The organism is Streptomyces sp. NK15101 (assembly GCF_020400725.1).
In the GTDB taxonomy this organism is placed as follows: Bacteria; Actinomycetota; Actinomycetes; order Streptomycetales; family Streptomycetaceae; genus Streptomyces.
Genome location: NZ_JAINVG010000039.1, coordinates 40,158 through 55,526, shown reverse-complemented (window position 1 = coordinate 55,526; position 15,369 = coordinate 40,158). Strand labels below are relative to the sequence as shown.

Genomic DNA, 15,369 nt, shown 5'->3' with positions numbered 1-15,369 from the left:
CTACCTTTCGGGTCTCCTGGCGGTGTCCTCACGGTCCCCTGGGGACTCGCCCGGCACAACGGCGTATCGAGCCGCGCTATTCCGTGCCTCCGGCACCAGACTGGGACCCATGACACGAACGGTGGAAGACGAGCACACCTACGACGTCGTCGTGATCGGCGCGGGCCCGGTCGGCGAGAACGTCGTCGACCGGGTGCGGGCCGGCGGCCTCACCGCGGCGATCGTGGAGAGCGAGCTGATCGGCGGCGAGTGCTCGTACTGGGCGTGCATGCCCAGCAAGGCGCTGCTCCGTCCCGCGATCGCCCGCTCCGACGCCCGCAAGGTCGCCGGTCTGCGCGAGTCGGTCTACGGTCCGCTGGACGCGATGGAGGTGCTCGCCCACCGGGACAAGGTCGTCGGGCACTGGAAGGACGAGGGCCAGGTCGACTGGCTGGACTCCGTCGGCGTCCGGATCTTCCGGGGCCACGGGCGGCTCCTCGGGCCGCGCCGGGTCGAGGTCGCGGGCCCCGAGGGCGAGCGGCACGTGCTCGCCGCCCGGCACGCGGTCGCCGTCTGCACCGGCACCCGCCCCCTCCTGCCGGAACTGCCGGGACTGCCCGGGGCGCACCCCTGGACCAGCCGGGAGGCGACCAGCTCCGACCGGGTGCCCGAGCGGCTCGTCGTGGTCGGCGGGGGAGTGGTGGGAGTGGAGATGGCCACCGCCTGGCAGGCCCTCGGGTCGAAGGTGACGCTGCTCGTACGGGGCGGGGGGCTGCTGCCGCGCATGGAGCCGTTCCTCGGCGAGCACGTGGCCGCCGCGCTCGGCACGCGCGGCGCGGACATCCGCACCGGCGCGGTGGTGACCGCGGTGGTCCGCGACGGGGGCGGCGGACCGGTCACCGTGGTCCTGGAGGGCGGCGACCACGTGGAGGGCGACGAGGTGCTCTTCGCGACGGGCCGGAAACCGCGCACCGAGGACATCGGCCTGGAGACGGTCGGCCTGACACCGGGCTCCTGGCTCGACGTCGACGACACCCTCCGGGTCACCGGGAGCGACTGGCTCTACGCCGTCGGGGACGTCAACCACCGTGCGCTCATGACCCATCAGGGCAAGTACCAGGCCCGCATCGCGGGTGCCGCGATCGCCGCCCGCGCGCGGGGCGACGCCTCCCTGGACACCGGGCGGTGGGGCGCGCACGCGGCCACCGCCGACCACGCCGCGGTGCCGCAGGTCGTGTTCAGCGATCCCGAGGCGGCCTCCGTCGGACTCACCCTCGCCGACGCGGAGCGCGCCGGGCACCGGGTCCGGGCCGTGGACCTCGACATGCGGCAGGTCGCCGGGGCCGGGCTCTACGCCCAGGGGTACCGGGGGCACGCCCGGATGGTCGTCGACCTGGACCGGGAGGTGGTCCTCGGCGCCGCCTTCGTGGGACCCGGCATCGGGGAGCTCCTCCACTCGGCGACCGTCGCCGTCACGGGTGAGGTGCCGATCGCCCGCCTGTGGCACGCCGTCCCCGCGTATCCGACCCTGAGCGAGGCGTGGCTGCGCCTCCTGGAGGCCTACCGGGGCTGATGAGCCGTCACTTGCCCTCGTCCGCCCGGGGATACGGGGGGACCAGGGCGCGCGCCGCCGAGCGCGCGGCCTCCAGGGCGGGCCGGGGATCCCGGCCCGGCTCCTGGCCGAGGACCACCCGGGTGCTCAACCCGTCGAGGAGGGCCAGGAGTTCGGAGGCCCGGGCGGCGGCGTCCAGCGGGGCGAAACGCCGGCGCGCCGCGCCCGCCGCGAGCAGGGTCTCCAGGTCCTCCTGCCAGCCCGTGTCCAGTTCGGCCTGTGCCTCGCGGAGCGCCGTGTTGCCGGGGGTGCGGGCCCAGAGCTCGATCCACAGGGTCCAGCGCGGATCGCGCGGGCCGCGCGGGAGGTAGAGCCGCAGGAAGAGGTCGAGCTTGCGCTCGGCCGTGATCCGCCGGGCGAGGAGCGCGCGCCGCTCCTCGGCGAGCGCGGCCTCGCTCCACCGGAGGGCGGCGAGCAGCAGCAGGTCCTTGCTGCCGAAGTAGTACAGGATGTGGCCGCCGCTGGTGCCGAGCCGCTCGGCGAGCGCCGACATGGTGAGGGAGGCGAGGCCGTCCTCGGCGATCGCCGCCATGGCCTCCTCCAGCATCCGTTCCTGGGTGACGTTCCCGTCCCGCCGTCGTGCCGCGCCTGCCACCGCCGCCGTCCCGTCCTGCCGTTCCACCGAGTCCCGTGTCCGGGACCGACCTTAACCGCAACCTCCGGAGGTCTTGACGCGCCCCGGACCCCTCGCCCATCTTGAATGCCGTTCTAAGACTTAGAACGGCATTCAAGAATGCTTCCACGACAGGAGTGCGATGTGCTCGAACGCGAGACGACGCCCGTGACCACGGGCCCGACAGCGACCGACGAGGTCTTCCAGGTCGAGGAGCACGGCATCGACCCCATCCCCGACGCCGAACGGCACGGCGGGGCCAAGGACGTCTTCTGGCTCTGGTTCGGCTCGAACCTCACCTTCACCTACGTCATCAACGGCGCCCTCGCCGTCGCCTTCGGGCTCTCCTTCTGGCAGGCCACCGCCGTCGTCGTGATCGGCGGGCTCTCCTTCCTCGCCATCGGCGCGGCCGGACTCAGCGGCGTGCGCACCGGCACCGCCACCCTCGTCATCTCCCGCGCGGCCTTCGGCCGCCGCGGCAACTGGCCCGCCGGCCTGCTGAACTGGATCGTCAGCATCGGCTACACCATCGTCAACACCGTGGTCGGCACCCTCGCCCTCGAAGCCTTCTTCGCCGACCTCGGCTGGCACGGCGGACACGCCGCCCGCGCCCTCGCGCTCGCCGTCACCCTCGCGCTGACCTTCGCCGTCGCCCTCTGGGGCCACGCCACCGTCCAGTTCGCCGAGCGCTGGATGGCGTACGTCCTCGCCGCCGGCTTCGCCGCCCTGCTCGTCCTCGTCCTGCCCGGCGCCGACACCTCCGCCCCCGCCGCCGCGCCCGGCGCCTCCGGCTGGAGCCTCGCCTTCGTCGTCATGCTCGCCGGCCCCTTCTCGTACCTCCCCATGCCCGCCGACTACACCCGCTACCTGCCCCGCACCACCAGCCTCAAGGCCGTCACCTGGAGCGGCGCCCTCGGCGGCTTCGTCTCCTCCGTCGCCCTCGGCGTCGCCGGGGTCGCCGCCGCGACCCAGGCCGACATGACCGACGCCGTCGCGGGCACCGAGAGCCTCCTCCCCGGCTGGTTCCAGCCCCTCTTCCTCGCCCTCGTCCTCGGCGGCTCCGTCACCAACTCGATCATCACGCTCTACTCGTCGAGCCTGAACCTCCAGGTCCTCGGCATCCCCTGGAGCCGGGCCCGCGCCATCGTCATCAGCGCGGCCGTCACCGCCGCCGGCTCCCTCGGCGCCCTCTTCCTCACCGACTTCACCACCTCCCTCCTCTCCTTCCTCTCCCTCCTGATCATCGTCTTCGCCCCCTGGGGCGGGGTCTTCCTCGCCGACATGGTGCTCCGCCGCTGCACCTACGACTCCGCCGGCCTGCACGCGGACACCGACGGCGCCTACTGGTACCGCTCCGGCTGGCACCCGGCCGGCCTGACCGCCCTCCTCGCCGGCCTCGTCTTCTCCGCCCTCACCTGCGACTCCGAGCTGTGGACCGGCCCCCTCGTCGCCCCGCTCGGCGGCGCGGACCTCACGCTCCTCGGCTCCGTCGTCTCCGCCCTGGTGTACGTGCTCCTCGCCCGCCGCACCGTCGCCCCCGTCCAGTAACCGTCCCTCCCCGCACGACACGGAGCCCCACCCCATGAACCGCACCGCCCCCGCCGACCTCGTCCTCACCGGGGCCCGCATCCACACCGTCGACCCGGCGCTCCCCGAAGCCCAGGCACTCGCCGTCCGCGCCGGACGCATCGTCTGGATCGGCTCCGCCGCCGAAGCGGCCGACTGGACGGGACCCGGCACCCGGATCCTCGACGCCGGCGGCCGACTCGTCCTGCCCGGCTTCGTCGACGCCCACAACCACGTCCGCCTCGGCTCCGACGACGCCTGCGTCCAGCTCGCCGGAGCCCGCACCCTCGACGCGATCCACCGGCGCATCCGCGCCTGGCACGCGGCCCACCCGGACGCCGGGTGGATCGAGGCCGAGGCCTTCGACTACTCCGCGATCCCCGGCGGACGGATGCCCACCGCGGCCGACCTCGACCCGGCCACCGGGGACACCCCCGCCCTCGTCCTCAGCTACGACGTCCACACCGCCTGGCTCAACACCGCCGCCCTCCGCCGCCTCGGCGTCGACCGCGACCACACCGAGCTGCCCTTCGGGCGGGCCGTCACCGACCCCGCCACCGGCGAGCCCACCGGATTCGTCAAGGACTTCGCCGTCAAGGGCCTCTCCCGCGAGGGCCACCGCGCCCTGCGCGAGCTCGGCCTCCCCTGGGCCTCGCCCGACCGGCAGTACGGCCGGCTCGCCAAGAGCCTGGACGACGCCATCGGCTACGGCATCACCACCGTCGTCGAACCGCAGAACTCCCTCGACGACCTCGCCCTCTTCGAGCGGGCCCGCGCCGAGGGCCGGCTCCGCTCCCGGATCGTCGCCGCGCTCTTCCACCCGCGCGGCACCACCGAAGCGGACCTGGACGACTTCGAGACGGCGGCCGACGAGTACGCCGACGACCGGCTGCGGGTCGGCCCGCTCAAGCTGTACATCGACGACGTCGTCGAACCCCGCACCGCCGCCCTCCTGGAGCCGTACGCCGGCTGCTCCCACCACCGCGGCGACACCTTCTACCCGCCCGAGGAGTTCGCCGAGCTGCTCACCCGGCTCGACGCGCGCGGCTTCCAGTGCTTCGTCCACGCCACCGGCGACCGGGGCATCCGCACCGTCCTCGACGCCGTCGAGCGGGCCCGCGCCGTCAACGGGCCGCGCGACGCCCGCCACCAGGTGGTCCACGTCGAATGCCTCGACCCGGCCGACACCCCCCGCTTCGCCGAGCTCGGCGTCGTCGCCTGCATGCAGCCCCGGCACGCCGCCCCCGACATCGCCGGACCCGGCCAGGACTGGGCGGAGAACGTCGGTCCCGAGCGCTGGCACAAGGCCTGGCCTCTGCGCAGCCTGCACGCGGCCGGCGCCGTCCTCGCCCTCTCCAGCGACTGGAACGTCGCCGAGATGGACCCCATGGTCGGCATCCACGCCGCCGTCACCCGCCGCCCGCCCGGCGGCGGCGAGGCCTGGACGGCCGGCGAGACGATCGACGTCGCCACCGCCGTCGAGGGCTACACGATGGGTTCGGCCTACGCCAACTTCCTGGAGCACGAGCGCGGCTCGCTGACGGTGGGCAAACTCGCCGACTTCGTCGTCCTCTCCCGCGACATCCTCCGCATCGCCCCCGAGGAGATCCCGGGCACGGTGGCGGAGACGGTCGTGGTGGGCGGCGAGGTGGTCGTGGACCGGCGGCCGGGAGCGTGACGGGTCCCGCCCGCCGAGCGGGCGGACCGCCCCGGGACCGGGCCGTGCCCCGTACTCGCTGAGACCCCGTACGAGACGTGCCCGGGCTCCGGCCGGTGCGGGGCAGACGGCGGGGCGGCCCGTCCGAGGAGGGACGGGCCGCCCGGAGCCGCGCGGGCTCAGAGCCGGTCGAGGATCTTCCGCAGCTGCTCGACCTCGGCGGACTGGGTCCGGACGACGTCGTCGGCGAGCTTCCTGGCCGTGGCGTTGGCGCCGTTCTTCTGCTCGTCCTTCGCCATGGCGACGGCGCCTTCGTGGTGGGCGATCATCAGCTCCGCGAACTTCCGGTCGAAGGCCTTGCCCTTCGTCGCGGCCAGGTCCTTCATGTCCTGCTCGGACATCATCCCGGCCATGCCGTGTCCGGAGCCGTGGCCGGAGCCGTGTCCGGAGCCGTGTCCGGCGGACTCCGGCTCGCCCCAGCCCTTCAGCCAGGCCCTCATCTTCCGGATCTCCGGGTCCTGGGCCTGCTCGATCGCGGCGACCAGCTTCTTGACCTCGGCGTCCTCGGCCCGGCCGTCGGCGAGCTCCGCCATCTCCAGGGCCTGCTCGTGGTGGGGGATCATCATCTGCGCGAACATGACGTCCGCGTCGTTGAAGGCCCCCGGAGCGGAGTCCGCGCCGGCGGCGGAAGCGGAGGCGCCGGCGGAAGGCGTGGCGGAGGTCGTGGCGGACGTACCGCCGTGGTGCGTCCCGCTCGTGCCGTCGTCGGTGCCGCAGGCGGTCAGGAGCAGTCCGGCTCCGGCGAGCGCCCCGACCAGGGCGAGCTTGAGGGTGGTGCGGTGCGTGAAGGCGTGCATGGGGATACCTCGTGTTGCTGTGCGTACGTACGGGCTGCGTGCGCGTACGAGCGGAAAGGAAGGACCGGGGGCGCGCGGGGCAGCGTGAAGCGACCCGGCGCGTCGGGTCCGGTCTAGATCCGCAGGACGGACAGCTGCGCGAGGTCCGGGGGCCGTGGGGGAGGGGCGTGCGGTCCGGCCGTGCGGACGAGCCGCGCGAGGGGGAGGGCGAGCCAGTCGGGGCGGCGGCCGAGCGCGGCCCGGACGAGTCCCGCGAGCAGCCACGCGCCGAGGACGGCCACGCAGAGGGTGGTCATGTCCATCCCCGTGCCCGGTTCGTGCCGGGCGTCGGAGTTCCCGCCGTCGTGCGGCGCGCCGTCGTGCGACGCGACGCCGTGCGCGGAGGGACCGTGGTGCGAGACGGACGCGGTGTCCGCGCCGCCGCCGGAGCCCTCGGGGTGGCCGACGGCGTGCATCAGGAACACCCCGAGGGCGAGCACGACGACGAGCAGGAGGTGCCCGACGGCACCTCCCGCTCGCTCACCGCGTTCCGCTCGGTGTGTACGCACAGCCAGGTCCTCCTGGTGGCGAATATACCGTGCGGGGGTATCGGCCGCGCGTCAGGACGGGGTGTCGCCCGTCATGGCGGCGGCCATCCGCAGGTGCGGCGCGGCCTCGTCCGGCCGGCCCTGGCGCTCCAGGGTGCGCCCGAGCATCAGCCGGGCGTAGTGCTCGACCGGGTCGCGCTCCAGGACGGCGCGCAGCTCGGTCTCGGCGCGGGAGAGCTGCGCGGAGTGGTAGTAGGCCCGGGCGAGGAGGAGCCGCTGGGCCGTCTGCTCCGGGTGCTCGGCGACGAGGCCGCGCAGGATGCGGACGGCGGTTCCGTACTCCTTCGCGTCGAAGAACAGCTGCGCCCGCTCCCAGCGTTCCCCGGCCGTACCGAACTCGTAGTACGTGTCGCTCACTTGCGCTCCCTTTCCAGAGCTTCCGATCTGCCACCCTGGGGGGTGGTCGACCACGTCAACACCGTCGGTTAGTTGAACATTCCACCAAGGATGGGTTGAGCGTCATGAGCAATCTTGATCGTCAGGCCTCGCTGACCGTGTGCGGCGGCCGCGGCTTCGTCGTCGCCGAACCGGTACGGGAGCTGCTCAGCCCCCGCCGCGTCCAGCTCGGCGAGTCGACCGAGGTCCGCAGGCTGCTCCCGAACCTCGGCCGGCGCATGGTCGGCGCCTGGGCCTTCGTCGACCACTACGGTCCCGACGACATCGCCGACGAGCCCGGCATGCAGGTCCCGCCGCACCCGCACATGGGCCTGCAGACCGTCAGCTGGCTCCACGAGGGCGAGGTGCTCCACCGCGACTCCACCGGCAGCCTGCAGACCGTCGGCCCGCGCGAACTGGGCCTCATGACCTCGGGCCGGGCGATCTCCCACTCCGAGGAGAGCCCCCGCCCGCACGCCCGCTTCCTGCACGGCGCGCAGCTCTGGGTCGCCCTCCCCGACGCCCACCGGCATGTGGAGCCGCACTTCCAGCACCACGCCGACCTGCCCCGGCTCACCGCGCCCGGCCTCACCGCCACGGTGATCCTCGGCGCCCTCGACGGCGCCGCCTCGCCGGGCACCACGTACACCCCGATCATCGGCGCGGACCTCGCCCTCACGGCGGGCGCCGAGACGAGCCTGCCCCTGGAGCCCGACTTCGAGTACGCGGTCCTCGGCATGTCCGGCGAGGCCCACGTCGACGGCGTCCCCGTCCTGCCCGGCTCCATGCTCTACCTCGGCTGCGGCCGCACGGAACTCCCCCTCCGCGCCGACTCCGACGCGGGCCTGATGCTCCTCGGCGGGGAACCCTTCGAGGAGGAGATCGTCATGTGGTGGAACTTCGTGGGCCGCACGGACGAGGAGATCCGCCAGGCGCGCGAGGACTGGATGACGGGCGACCGCTTCGGCGAGGTCAAGGGCTACGACGGCGACCGCCTGGACGCGCCCGAGGTCCCGGCGACGCAGCTGAAGGCGCGAGGGAGGGTGCGCTGACCTGCGCTCGGAGCCGAGTCAGCGGTCGGCCGGCCGTGGACGCGGGTCCTCACCCGTGGATTCCGCGTCGGTGCCGACCGGGCCGCGGGGAAGCATCCGGTCCAGCCACTTCGGCAGCCACCAGTTGGTCCGGCCGAGGAGTGTCATGGTCGCCGGTACCAGCACCATGCGTACGACCGTGGCGTCGATGAAGATCGCGGTGGCCAGGCCCAGCCCGAACATTTTGGTGGAGGGGTCATCGGCGACGGCGAAGGACAGGAAGACCGCCACCATGATGAGGGCGGCCGAGGTGATGATCCGGGCGGTGCCCGAGACGCCCTCGACGATCGCCGTGCCGTTGTCGCCGGTGCGCAGGTACTCCTCGCGTACGCGGGAGAGGAGGAACACCTCGTAGTCCATCGACAGGCCGAACAGGATGGCGAAGAGGAACATCGGGATGAACGACACGATCGGAACCGTCGCTTCCAGCCCGATGAGGGCGCCTCCCCAGCCCCACTGGAAGACCGCGACCATGACCCCGTAGGCCGCGCCGATGCTCAGCAGATTCAGCAGTACCGCCTTGAGCGGTACGACGACCGAACGGAAGACCAGCATCAGCAGCAGGAACGACATCGCCAGCACGGCGGCGACGAACGCCGGCAGGCGTTGGCTGGTGCGCCGGCCCACATCGGACAGGCTCGCGGCGGCGCCGCCGACATGGGCCCTGGCCGGGCCGTGCCCGACCGCCGTGGGCAGCACGTCGGTGCGCAGCCGGGCGATGGTGTCGGCCGTGGCCTTGTCCTGAGGGCTGGTGGTCGGGAACACCACGAGGATCGCGATGCCGGTGGCCCGATCGACGTGCGTGGGCGCGAGGGACGCGATCCCCGGATCCGCCGCGACCGTCGCGACGAGACGGTCCAGCACTCCCGGATCGCCGGCGGGGTCCGCGGCGATGACGAGGGGACCGTTGGTGCCCGGGCCGAACCCCTCGGCGACGAGGTCGTACGCGCGGCGCTCGGTACGGCTCCGAGGCAGTGAGCCGTCGTCGGGCAGGCCGACGCGCAGGCCGAGCAGGGGCAGCGTCGCCGTCAGCAGCAGCCCCGCCGCGCCGACCGCGTACGGCACCGGGTGCCGGCTGACGTGCCCGATCCGGCGACGCCACCCGGCGGCGGGGACGGTGCCCGGCGCCGCGCCCCGCCGCCGGCCGAGTCGCCCGGTCCGAAGAGCCCGGCCGAGCCGCCCGGCCCGAAGAGCCCGGCCGAGCCGCCCGGCCCGGCCCAGACGAGGGCCCGCCGCGCCGAGGAAGGCCGGCAGCAGCGTCACCGACGCGAGCACCATGGTCAGGACGACGATCGAGACGGCAACCCCGCCCACCGTCATGAACGGCACGTTCGCGACCGCCAGGCCGAGGATCGACACGACGACGGTGCCGCCGGCGAAGACCACCGGCCGCCCCGCCGTGGCCACCGCTCGTCCGGCCGCCTCGTGCGGACCGAGCCCGCGCGCGAGGTACTCCCGGTGCCTGGCGAGCACGAACAGCGCGTAGTCGATGCCCACTCCGAGCCCGACCATGCTGCCCAGGATCGGTGCGAAGGTGGGGACCTCCATGACCCCCGCCAGTACCGTCATCGTGGCGACCCCGACGGTCAGTCCGAAGACCGCCATGCCGATCGGCAGCGCGGCGGCGACGAGCGAACCGAACGCCAGGAACAGGATCGCGGCCGCGGCGAGGAGGCCGATCAACTCGCTCGTGCCGTTGTCGGGGTCGGAGAAGGCGTAGAAGAGGTGCCCGCCCATCTCGATGCGCAGGGGCAGTTCGGCACGCAGCCGGTCGCCGAGATCGACGAGGGCATGGAGGTCTTCGGCCGACAGCCGGCTCTGGTCGGGGTACTGCACCCGGACGACCGCGATCCGCCCGTCGGCCGAGACGAGGCCGCCGCGCACGGCGGCGTCCCCGGCCGCGTCGAGCGCCCCCGCCGGGTCGCTCGTGCCGAGCACGTGCGGCAGTCGCCCCACCTCGGTCTGCAGACGTGTGAGAGCGGTGCGCGCGCTGTCGTGGCCGAAGAACGTCGCAGCGCCGTCGAGGGGGGTGACGACCACTTGGGCGGTCATCCCCTCCTGGCCGGTGCCGGCCCGCTCGATCAGTTCCGCGGCCCGCTGGGAGTCCAGTCCCGGAGCGGTCATCGAATCCGCGTTCCGCCCGCCGAAGGCGACGGCGGCGAGGACGGCCAGCGTGGCGGCGACCAGCCATGCAGCGATCACCCGCCAGGGGTGGCGGGCGGCGCTTGCGCCCAGGCGCAACAGGGCTTTCGAGAGCATCGGGTCCTCCAACCACCTCGTCGGCCGTCCTCGTGCGGCCGCCGATACCGAGGCTCGTCGCCACGGCGCCCTGCGGCATCGGCTCGCGGGCCACGGATCCGTCGGCCCCAAGTCGGAGTGAAGCCCCATCCTTTCGGCCGATGCGCGGCACGGCGCGGTCCCTACGCTGAGAACCGTGCTCCGAGACGACCTGCGAACCCTGTGGACCGAACCCCGGCCGCCCGACGCCCCCGCCCGGGTGCGGCGCGACTGGGCGCTGCTCGCCGCGGGCCTTGCCGGTGTGGCGCTGGAGGCCACCCTGCGCGAGGACGTCGTGTGGCGGCCGGCGGCGGTGGTGTTCGCCGTATGGCTGTGCCTGCTGCCCCTGTGGCGCCGGACCCGCCCGCTGGCGATGGTCACGCTGGCGTTCGGCTCGGTGATCCTGCTTCAGGTGGCCTCGCTGCTCGCCGCACCGCGCGAGCCCGTCGGCCTGGACATCGGCGCGGTCGTGCTCGTGCTGGTGTACGCGCTGCCCCGGTGGGGGTCGGGACGGGAGATCGTGCTGGGCGGCGCGGTGATCCTGGCGGCCTTCGCGGTGTGCGTCGTCGCGTACGGAACCCCGGCCGCCGAGCGGGTCGGGGGCTTCGTCTTCCTGTTGCTGCCCGGCTTGATCGGGGCCGCCGTGCGGTTCTGGGGAACCGCTCGCGAGCGCCAGTTGGAGCAGGTGCGCTCCCGCGAGCGTGAGCAGCTCGCCCGGGAACTGCACGACACGGTGGCCCACCACGTATCGGCCATGGTGATCCACGCCCAGGCGGGCCGAGTGCTCGCCGGCGCCGACCCGTCCGCCGCCGTCGAGGCGCTGGAGGGGGTCGAGGAGGAAGGGGCGCGCACGCTGGAGGAAATGCGAGCCATGGTGGCCGCGCTGCGCGACCGCGGGGTCGGCGCCGAGCTGGCGCCGCCTGCCGGGGTCGCGGATCTGGAGCGCCTGGTGCGCACGCCGGGTGGCCACCTCAAGGTCGACCTGGACCTCGACGGCGAGCTGGACTCGCTGCCCCCGGCCTTGGACGCGGCCGTCTTCCGCATCGTGCAGGAGTCGGTGACCAACGCGAGGCGCCATGCGGTCAGTGCGACCGAGGTCGTGGTCCGGGTCGCCGCGGAACGGCACGCGGTACGGGTGAGTGTGCGCGACAACGGCCAACGCACCGGCCGAGGTCGCGACGGATACGGACTTGCCGGACTGCGCGAGCGCGCGGCCCTGCTCGGCGGCGCCCTACGAGCCGGCCCGGGCGCCGACCAGGGCTGGCACGTCGAAGCCGAGCTGCCGAGAGCGAGGAGCGAGAGCCGTGGCCATTCGCGTCCTCGTCGCTGACGACCAGGCGATCATCCGCACCGGGTTGCGGATCATGCTGAACGCCCAGCCCGGAATCGAGGTGGTCGGCGAGGCCGCCGACGGACACGAAGCGGTACGGCTGGCCCGCGAACTGCGCCCCGACGTCTGCCTGTTCGACATCCGCATGCCCGTACTCGACGGGCTCGAGGCCACCCGGCTGATCGCCGGCTCGGGCGTCGCCGACCCGCCGGCCGTGGTCGTCATCACCACGTTCGACCTCGACGAGTACGTCTACGGCTCACTGCGTGCCGGCGCCCGCGGATTCCTCCTCAAGGACACGGGACCGGACCTTCTGGCCCAGGCCGTACGGTCGGCGTCCGACGGTGAGGCGCTCATCGCGCCCAGCGTCACCGTCCGGCTGCTCCAGACATTCGCGGACCTGCCCGCCGGCCGGCCCGCGGCCCAGCCGGTCTCCCCCGTCACCGCCCGCGAGGAGCAGGTGCTCCTCGCCGTCGCCCGCGGGCTGACCAACACCGAGATCGCCGACGCGCTGCACATCAGCCTGAGCACGGTGAAGACGCATCTGGCGAGCCTGATGGCCAAACTCGGCGCCCGCAACCGGGTCGAGATCGCGATGTGGGCCTACGAGACGCGCCGCATCCTCCCTGGAGCCTGAGCCGGACCATGTCCCGTGCGAGCCCTTGGGACAGAGCTCGCGGAGCGGTGTCACACGCCCGTTCCAGCTCGCCTCGGCCGGTGGCTGGTGGTGAATCCGTAGATCGGCCGTCCCGATCGTCGAGTCGAGCAGGCGGGGGACGTCCATTCCGCGCCGCGGCTTGAAGCAGAGGTGGTGCGGCAGCGTTCCGACGGGCAGACCGAGCTGCTCGCCCGCGGTCCGGTAGAGCGGGGTGGGCAGGTCGACCGTGCTGAGGTCCATCATCAGGTCGGGCCGGTAGCCGAGCCTGCCTGTCTCCGCGATCTTCTCGACCTCGGTCGCCAGATCGGCCGCTCTGTTGCATCCGATGCTGGTGTTCACCTTGACCAGCGAACCCGGCCCCACCAGGACCGGGCTACCGGACGTCCGCAGGGCGACGAGGGAGCCCGAGTCGATGCGCGTCCGGGCCTCCGGCTCGCTCAGCAGGCCCTCGCGAACCTCCTGGACGTCACCTGAACCGTTCATGGAGCCTCCGTCAGCGTCTGCGGGCCATCGATGAGGGTCACGGAAAACGACGCCCATCCTGACAGCGCCGGCGCGACCGGCGAAACGTATTTCACGCTGCCGGACGAAGAGCATGAGCTCGAGTGCGGTGGGCACTCGCGCGTACCGTCGGACCACGACGCTTCCGCCGTGCCGCTTCTTCCGTCAGGAACTGCCGAGCGCCCTGGGCGACTCAGGGCGGCCCCCGGTCGGACAGGCCCCGCCACCTCGCCGATCTAGGACACGTCTGCCTCTACGGCTGCCTTGATGCGCTTGCCGAAGGCCGGCGCGTCCTTGCGCGCCGCGGCCAGGGCCAGGCCGACGAGGAGCTTGCCGAGGCCGTGGCCCTCCAGCACGTTGTGGATGCGGACCCGCGTCCCGCCGTCCGGCAGCGGTTCCAGGTCGTAGCCGCCCTCACTCGCCGTCACGAGGTTCTTCGACACCTCGGTCCAGCGCATCGACCGCGGCGGGTCGAAGGCGGTGACGCGGAACTCCCGCGAGGTCTTCATCCCCGCGTCCTTCACCGTGCTGCGGAACACCGTCCCGACGGCCGTCGGCGACTCGGGGAACCGGTCGATCCGGAGCACCCGCGGGCTGAACCGCGGATCGTTCCGCCCGTCGGCGAGATATCCGAAAACCTTGTCGATGTGTCGGTCCACCTCGACCCTCGCCTCGAACTGTCCGGCCATGCCACTCCTCGTCGGGGCCACCCCGCCCGGCGCAAGGGGCAGGCTCCCTCCAGGGTGGAGGACCCGCACGCCCCACGCACCTCGGACCGGTCGGACGGCGCTTTCCAGGGCCGACGAGCTCGCACATGGGTGGCGCCGGTGTGTCGGGCCTCTGATCGCCGGAGCCCGGTGTGCGCGGTTGGGGGTTGCGGGGGCTCTGTGCGATCGCCTCGGGGCGGTTGTGCGCTGTCGTGCCAACCCCTGGGCGCAGGAGGTCAACTGGGCCGGTCGGGTCGCTCGTAGCTTGAAGAAGTGCCGGGCCGCGGAGGCGGCGGGCACGTCACCGACAGCTCCGAAAGGACCCCTCATGTTCGACATCGCCAAGGTGCAGGCCGCCCCGAGCAAGGACCTGCTCACGCCCGACAACTCGGTCATGCTCTTCGTGGACCACCAGCCGCAGATGTTCTTCGGCACCGGCAGCGGCGACCGTGCCGCGATCATCAACAGCACCGTGGGCCTCGGCAAGGCGGCCAAGGCGTTCGACGTGCCGGCCGTCCTGACCACGGTCGCCGCCGAGTCCTTCTCCGGGCCCCTGCTGCCGCAGCTCGCCGAGGTGTTCCCCAAGCACGAGGTCATCGACCGCACCACCATGAACGCCTGGGAGGACGAGGCGCTCGTGGCGGCGGTCAAGGCGACCGGGCGCAAGAAGATCATCCTGTCGGGTCTGTGGACCGAGGTCTGCCTGGTGCTGCCCGCGCTCTCGGCGCTGGAGCAGGGTTACGAGGTGTACGTCGTGACCGACGCCTCCGGCGGCGTCAGCCCGGCCGCCCACGAGCACGCCCTGCAGCGGATGATCGCCGCCGGCGCCGTCCCGGTGACCTGGGTCCAGGTCCTCCTGGAGCTGCAGCGCGACTGGGCGCGCCAGGAGACGTACGGCGCGGTCATGGAGATCGTCAAGGCCCACGCGGGCGCGTACGGCCTGGGTGTCGTGTACGCGCAGAGCGTCATCGGCGCGCACGCGGCCGGCTGATCTCCTTGGACACCGGCATTCTGGTCCTGCGTCTGCTGGTGGGTCTGCTCGTCGCCGGCCACGGGGTGCAGAAGGTCAGCTCACACCTGGGCGGCAGGGGACTCGCGGGCGGCACCGAGGAGTTCCGTGCCGACGGTTTCCGCGGCGGGGCCCTCACCGCACTGGCGGCGGGCGGCGGCCAGATCGGATCGGGCCTGCTGCTCGCCGCCGGCCTCCTGACCCCGCTCGCCGCCACCGGCACCATCGGCGTCATGACGGTGGCGCTCACCGTGAAATGGCGCCACGGCCTCTGGGTGCAGAACGACGGATACGAGTACCCGCTCGTCCTCATCGGCACCGCCGCCGCCCTCGCCGCCACCGGACCCGGCGCCTGGTCCCTCGACGCGGCCCTCGGCCTCACGCCCTACCCCCTGTGGTGGGCGGCCCTCGCGCTCGCGGCCGGTCTCGGCAGCGGACTCCTCACCCGGCTCGTCCTGCACCGGTCCGCCGCCCCGGCCATCGCCGAGCGCTGAGCGCCGAGCGCGAGCCGCGCAGACCGGGTCCGGCCGCTCGCGCACCCCCGACCGGA

The 15,369-nt window shown here is 73.3% G+C and carries 14 protein-coding genes and 1 pseudogene; 8 read left to right on the top strand and 7 right to left on the bottom strand.

The annotated features are described in order from the left end of the window. The first annotated feature begins 109 nt into the window (after positions 1-109). Complete coding sequence (locus K7G60_RS21505; RefSeq protein WP_225802562.1) at positions 110-1,552, top strand: NAD(P)/FAD-dependent oxidoreductase; 1,443 nt, start codon at positions 110-112, stop codon at positions 1,550-1,552. A 7-nt stretch (positions 1,553-1,559) separates the two neighbouring features. On the opposite strand, the gene K7G60_RS21500 is transcribed toward K7G60_RS21505, so the two are convergent. Beyond that, complete coding sequence (locus K7G60_RS21500) at positions 1,560-2,186, bottom strand: TetR/AcrR family transcriptional regulator (protein WP_225802583.1); 627 nt, start codon at positions 2,184-2,186, stop codon at positions 1,560-1,562. A 162-nt stretch (positions 2,187-2,348) separates the two neighbouring features. Between K7G60_RS21500 and K7G60_RS21495 the strand changes: the two genes are divergently transcribed. Both K7G60_RS21495 and K7G60_RS21490 read left to right on the top strand, forming a co-directional pair. Next, the gene (locus tag K7G60_RS21495) at positions 2,349-3,752 is read left to right on the top strand and encodes a cytosine permease (RefSeq protein ID WP_225802561.1); all 1,404 of its coding nucleotides are present in this window, start codon (positions 2,349-2,351) and stop codon (positions 3,750-3,752) included. Between the two features lie 34 nt (positions 3,753-3,786). Beyond that, complete coding sequence (locus K7G60_RS21490) at positions 3,787-5,448, top strand: amidohydrolase (protein ID WP_225802560.1); 1,662 nt, start codon at positions 3,787-3,789, stop codon at positions 5,446-5,448. 158 nt (positions 5,449-5,606) lie between these two features. Here the strand turns inward: K7G60_RS21490 and K7G60_RS21485 are convergent, their stop codons facing one another. The 3 genes from K7G60_RS21485 to K7G60_RS21475 all read right to left on the bottom strand — a co-directional run bounded on the left by K7G60_RS21485 (position 5,607) and on the right by K7G60_RS21475 (position 7,228). Then, the gene (locus K7G60_RS21485; RefSeq protein WP_225802559.1) at positions 5,607-6,284 is read right to left on the bottom strand and encodes a DUF305 domain-containing protein; all 678 of its coding nucleotides are present in this window, start codon (positions 6,282-6,284) and stop codon (positions 5,607-5,609) included. Positions 6,285-6,397: 113 nt separating this feature from the next. After that, a complete protein-coding gene (locus K7G60_RS21480; RefSeq protein WP_225802558.1) occupies positions 6,398-6,832 on the bottom strand; it encodes a DUF6153 family protein in 435 nt (144 codons plus the stop codon). 51 nt (positions 6,833-6,883) lie between these two features. Further along, positions 6,884-7,228: a tetratricopeptide repeat protein gene (locus K7G60_RS21475; protein ID WP_225802557.1), complete on the bottom strand. Its 345-nt coding sequence runs from the start codon at positions 7,226-7,228 to the stop codon at positions 6,884-6,886. A 104-nt stretch (positions 7,229-7,332) separates the two neighbouring features. On the opposite strand from K7G60_RS21475, the gene K7G60_RS21470 reads away from it, so the two are divergent. Beyond that, positions 7,333-8,298 (top strand): pirin family protein, encoded by a 966-nt coding sequence (locus tag K7G60_RS21470; protein ID WP_225802556.1) that lies wholly within the window; start codon positions 7,333-7,335, stop codon positions 8,296-8,298. An 18-nt stretch (positions 8,299-8,316) separates the two neighbouring features. Here K7G60_RS21470 and K7G60_RS21465 read toward each other — a convergent pair whose 3' ends face one another. Further along, entirely contained in the window at positions 8,317-10,596 is a 2,280-nt protein-coding gene (locus K7G60_RS21465) for an MMPL family transporter (protein WP_225802555.1), read from the bottom strand. A gap of 175 nt (positions 10,597-10,771) precedes the next feature. Here K7G60_RS21465 and K7G60_RS21460 point away from each other — a divergent pair, with 175 nt between their 5' ends. Further along, complete coding sequence (locus K7G60_RS21460) at positions 10,772-11,944, top strand: histidine kinase (RefSeq protein ID WP_225802554.1); 1,173 nt, start codon at positions 10,772-10,774, stop codon at positions 11,942-11,944. Then, positions 11,919-12,581 (top strand): response regulator transcription factor, encoded by a 663-nt coding sequence (locus tag K7G60_RS21455; protein ID WP_225802553.1) that lies wholly within the window; start codon positions 11,919-11,921, stop codon positions 12,579-12,581. Before K7G60_RS21460 ends, K7G60_RS21455 begins: the two co-directional genes overlap by 26 nt. Before the next feature lie 183 nt (positions 12,582-12,764). Here K7G60_RS21455 and K7G60_RS39445 read toward each other — a convergent pair. Both K7G60_RS39445 and K7G60_RS21445 read right to left on the bottom strand, forming a co-directional pair. Beyond that, positions 12,765-13,085, bottom strand: a pseudogene (locus tag K7G60_RS39445) (phosphomethylpyrimidine synthase ThiC); the annotation flags it as partial. 254 nt (positions 13,086-13,339) lie between these two features. Beyond that, the gene (locus tag K7G60_RS21445) at positions 13,340-13,792 is read right to left on the bottom strand and encodes an SRPBCC family protein (RefSeq protein ID WP_225802552.1); all 453 of its coding nucleotides are present in this window, start codon (positions 13,790-13,792) and stop codon (positions 13,340-13,342) included. A gap of 346 nt (positions 13,793-14,138) precedes the next feature. On the opposite strand from K7G60_RS21445, the gene K7G60_RS21440 reads away from it, so the two are divergent. Then, positions 14,139-14,801: a hydrolase gene (locus tag K7G60_RS21440; RefSeq protein ID WP_225802551.1), complete on the top strand. Its 663-nt coding sequence runs from the start codon at positions 14,139-14,141 to the stop codon at positions 14,799-14,801. A gap of 5 nt (positions 14,802-14,806) precedes the next feature. After that, a complete protein-coding gene (locus K7G60_RS21435; RefSeq protein WP_225802550.1) occupies positions 14,807-15,313 on the top strand; it encodes a DoxX family membrane protein in 507 nt (168 codons plus the stop codon). Positions 15,314-15,369: the final 56 nt, after the last annotated feature.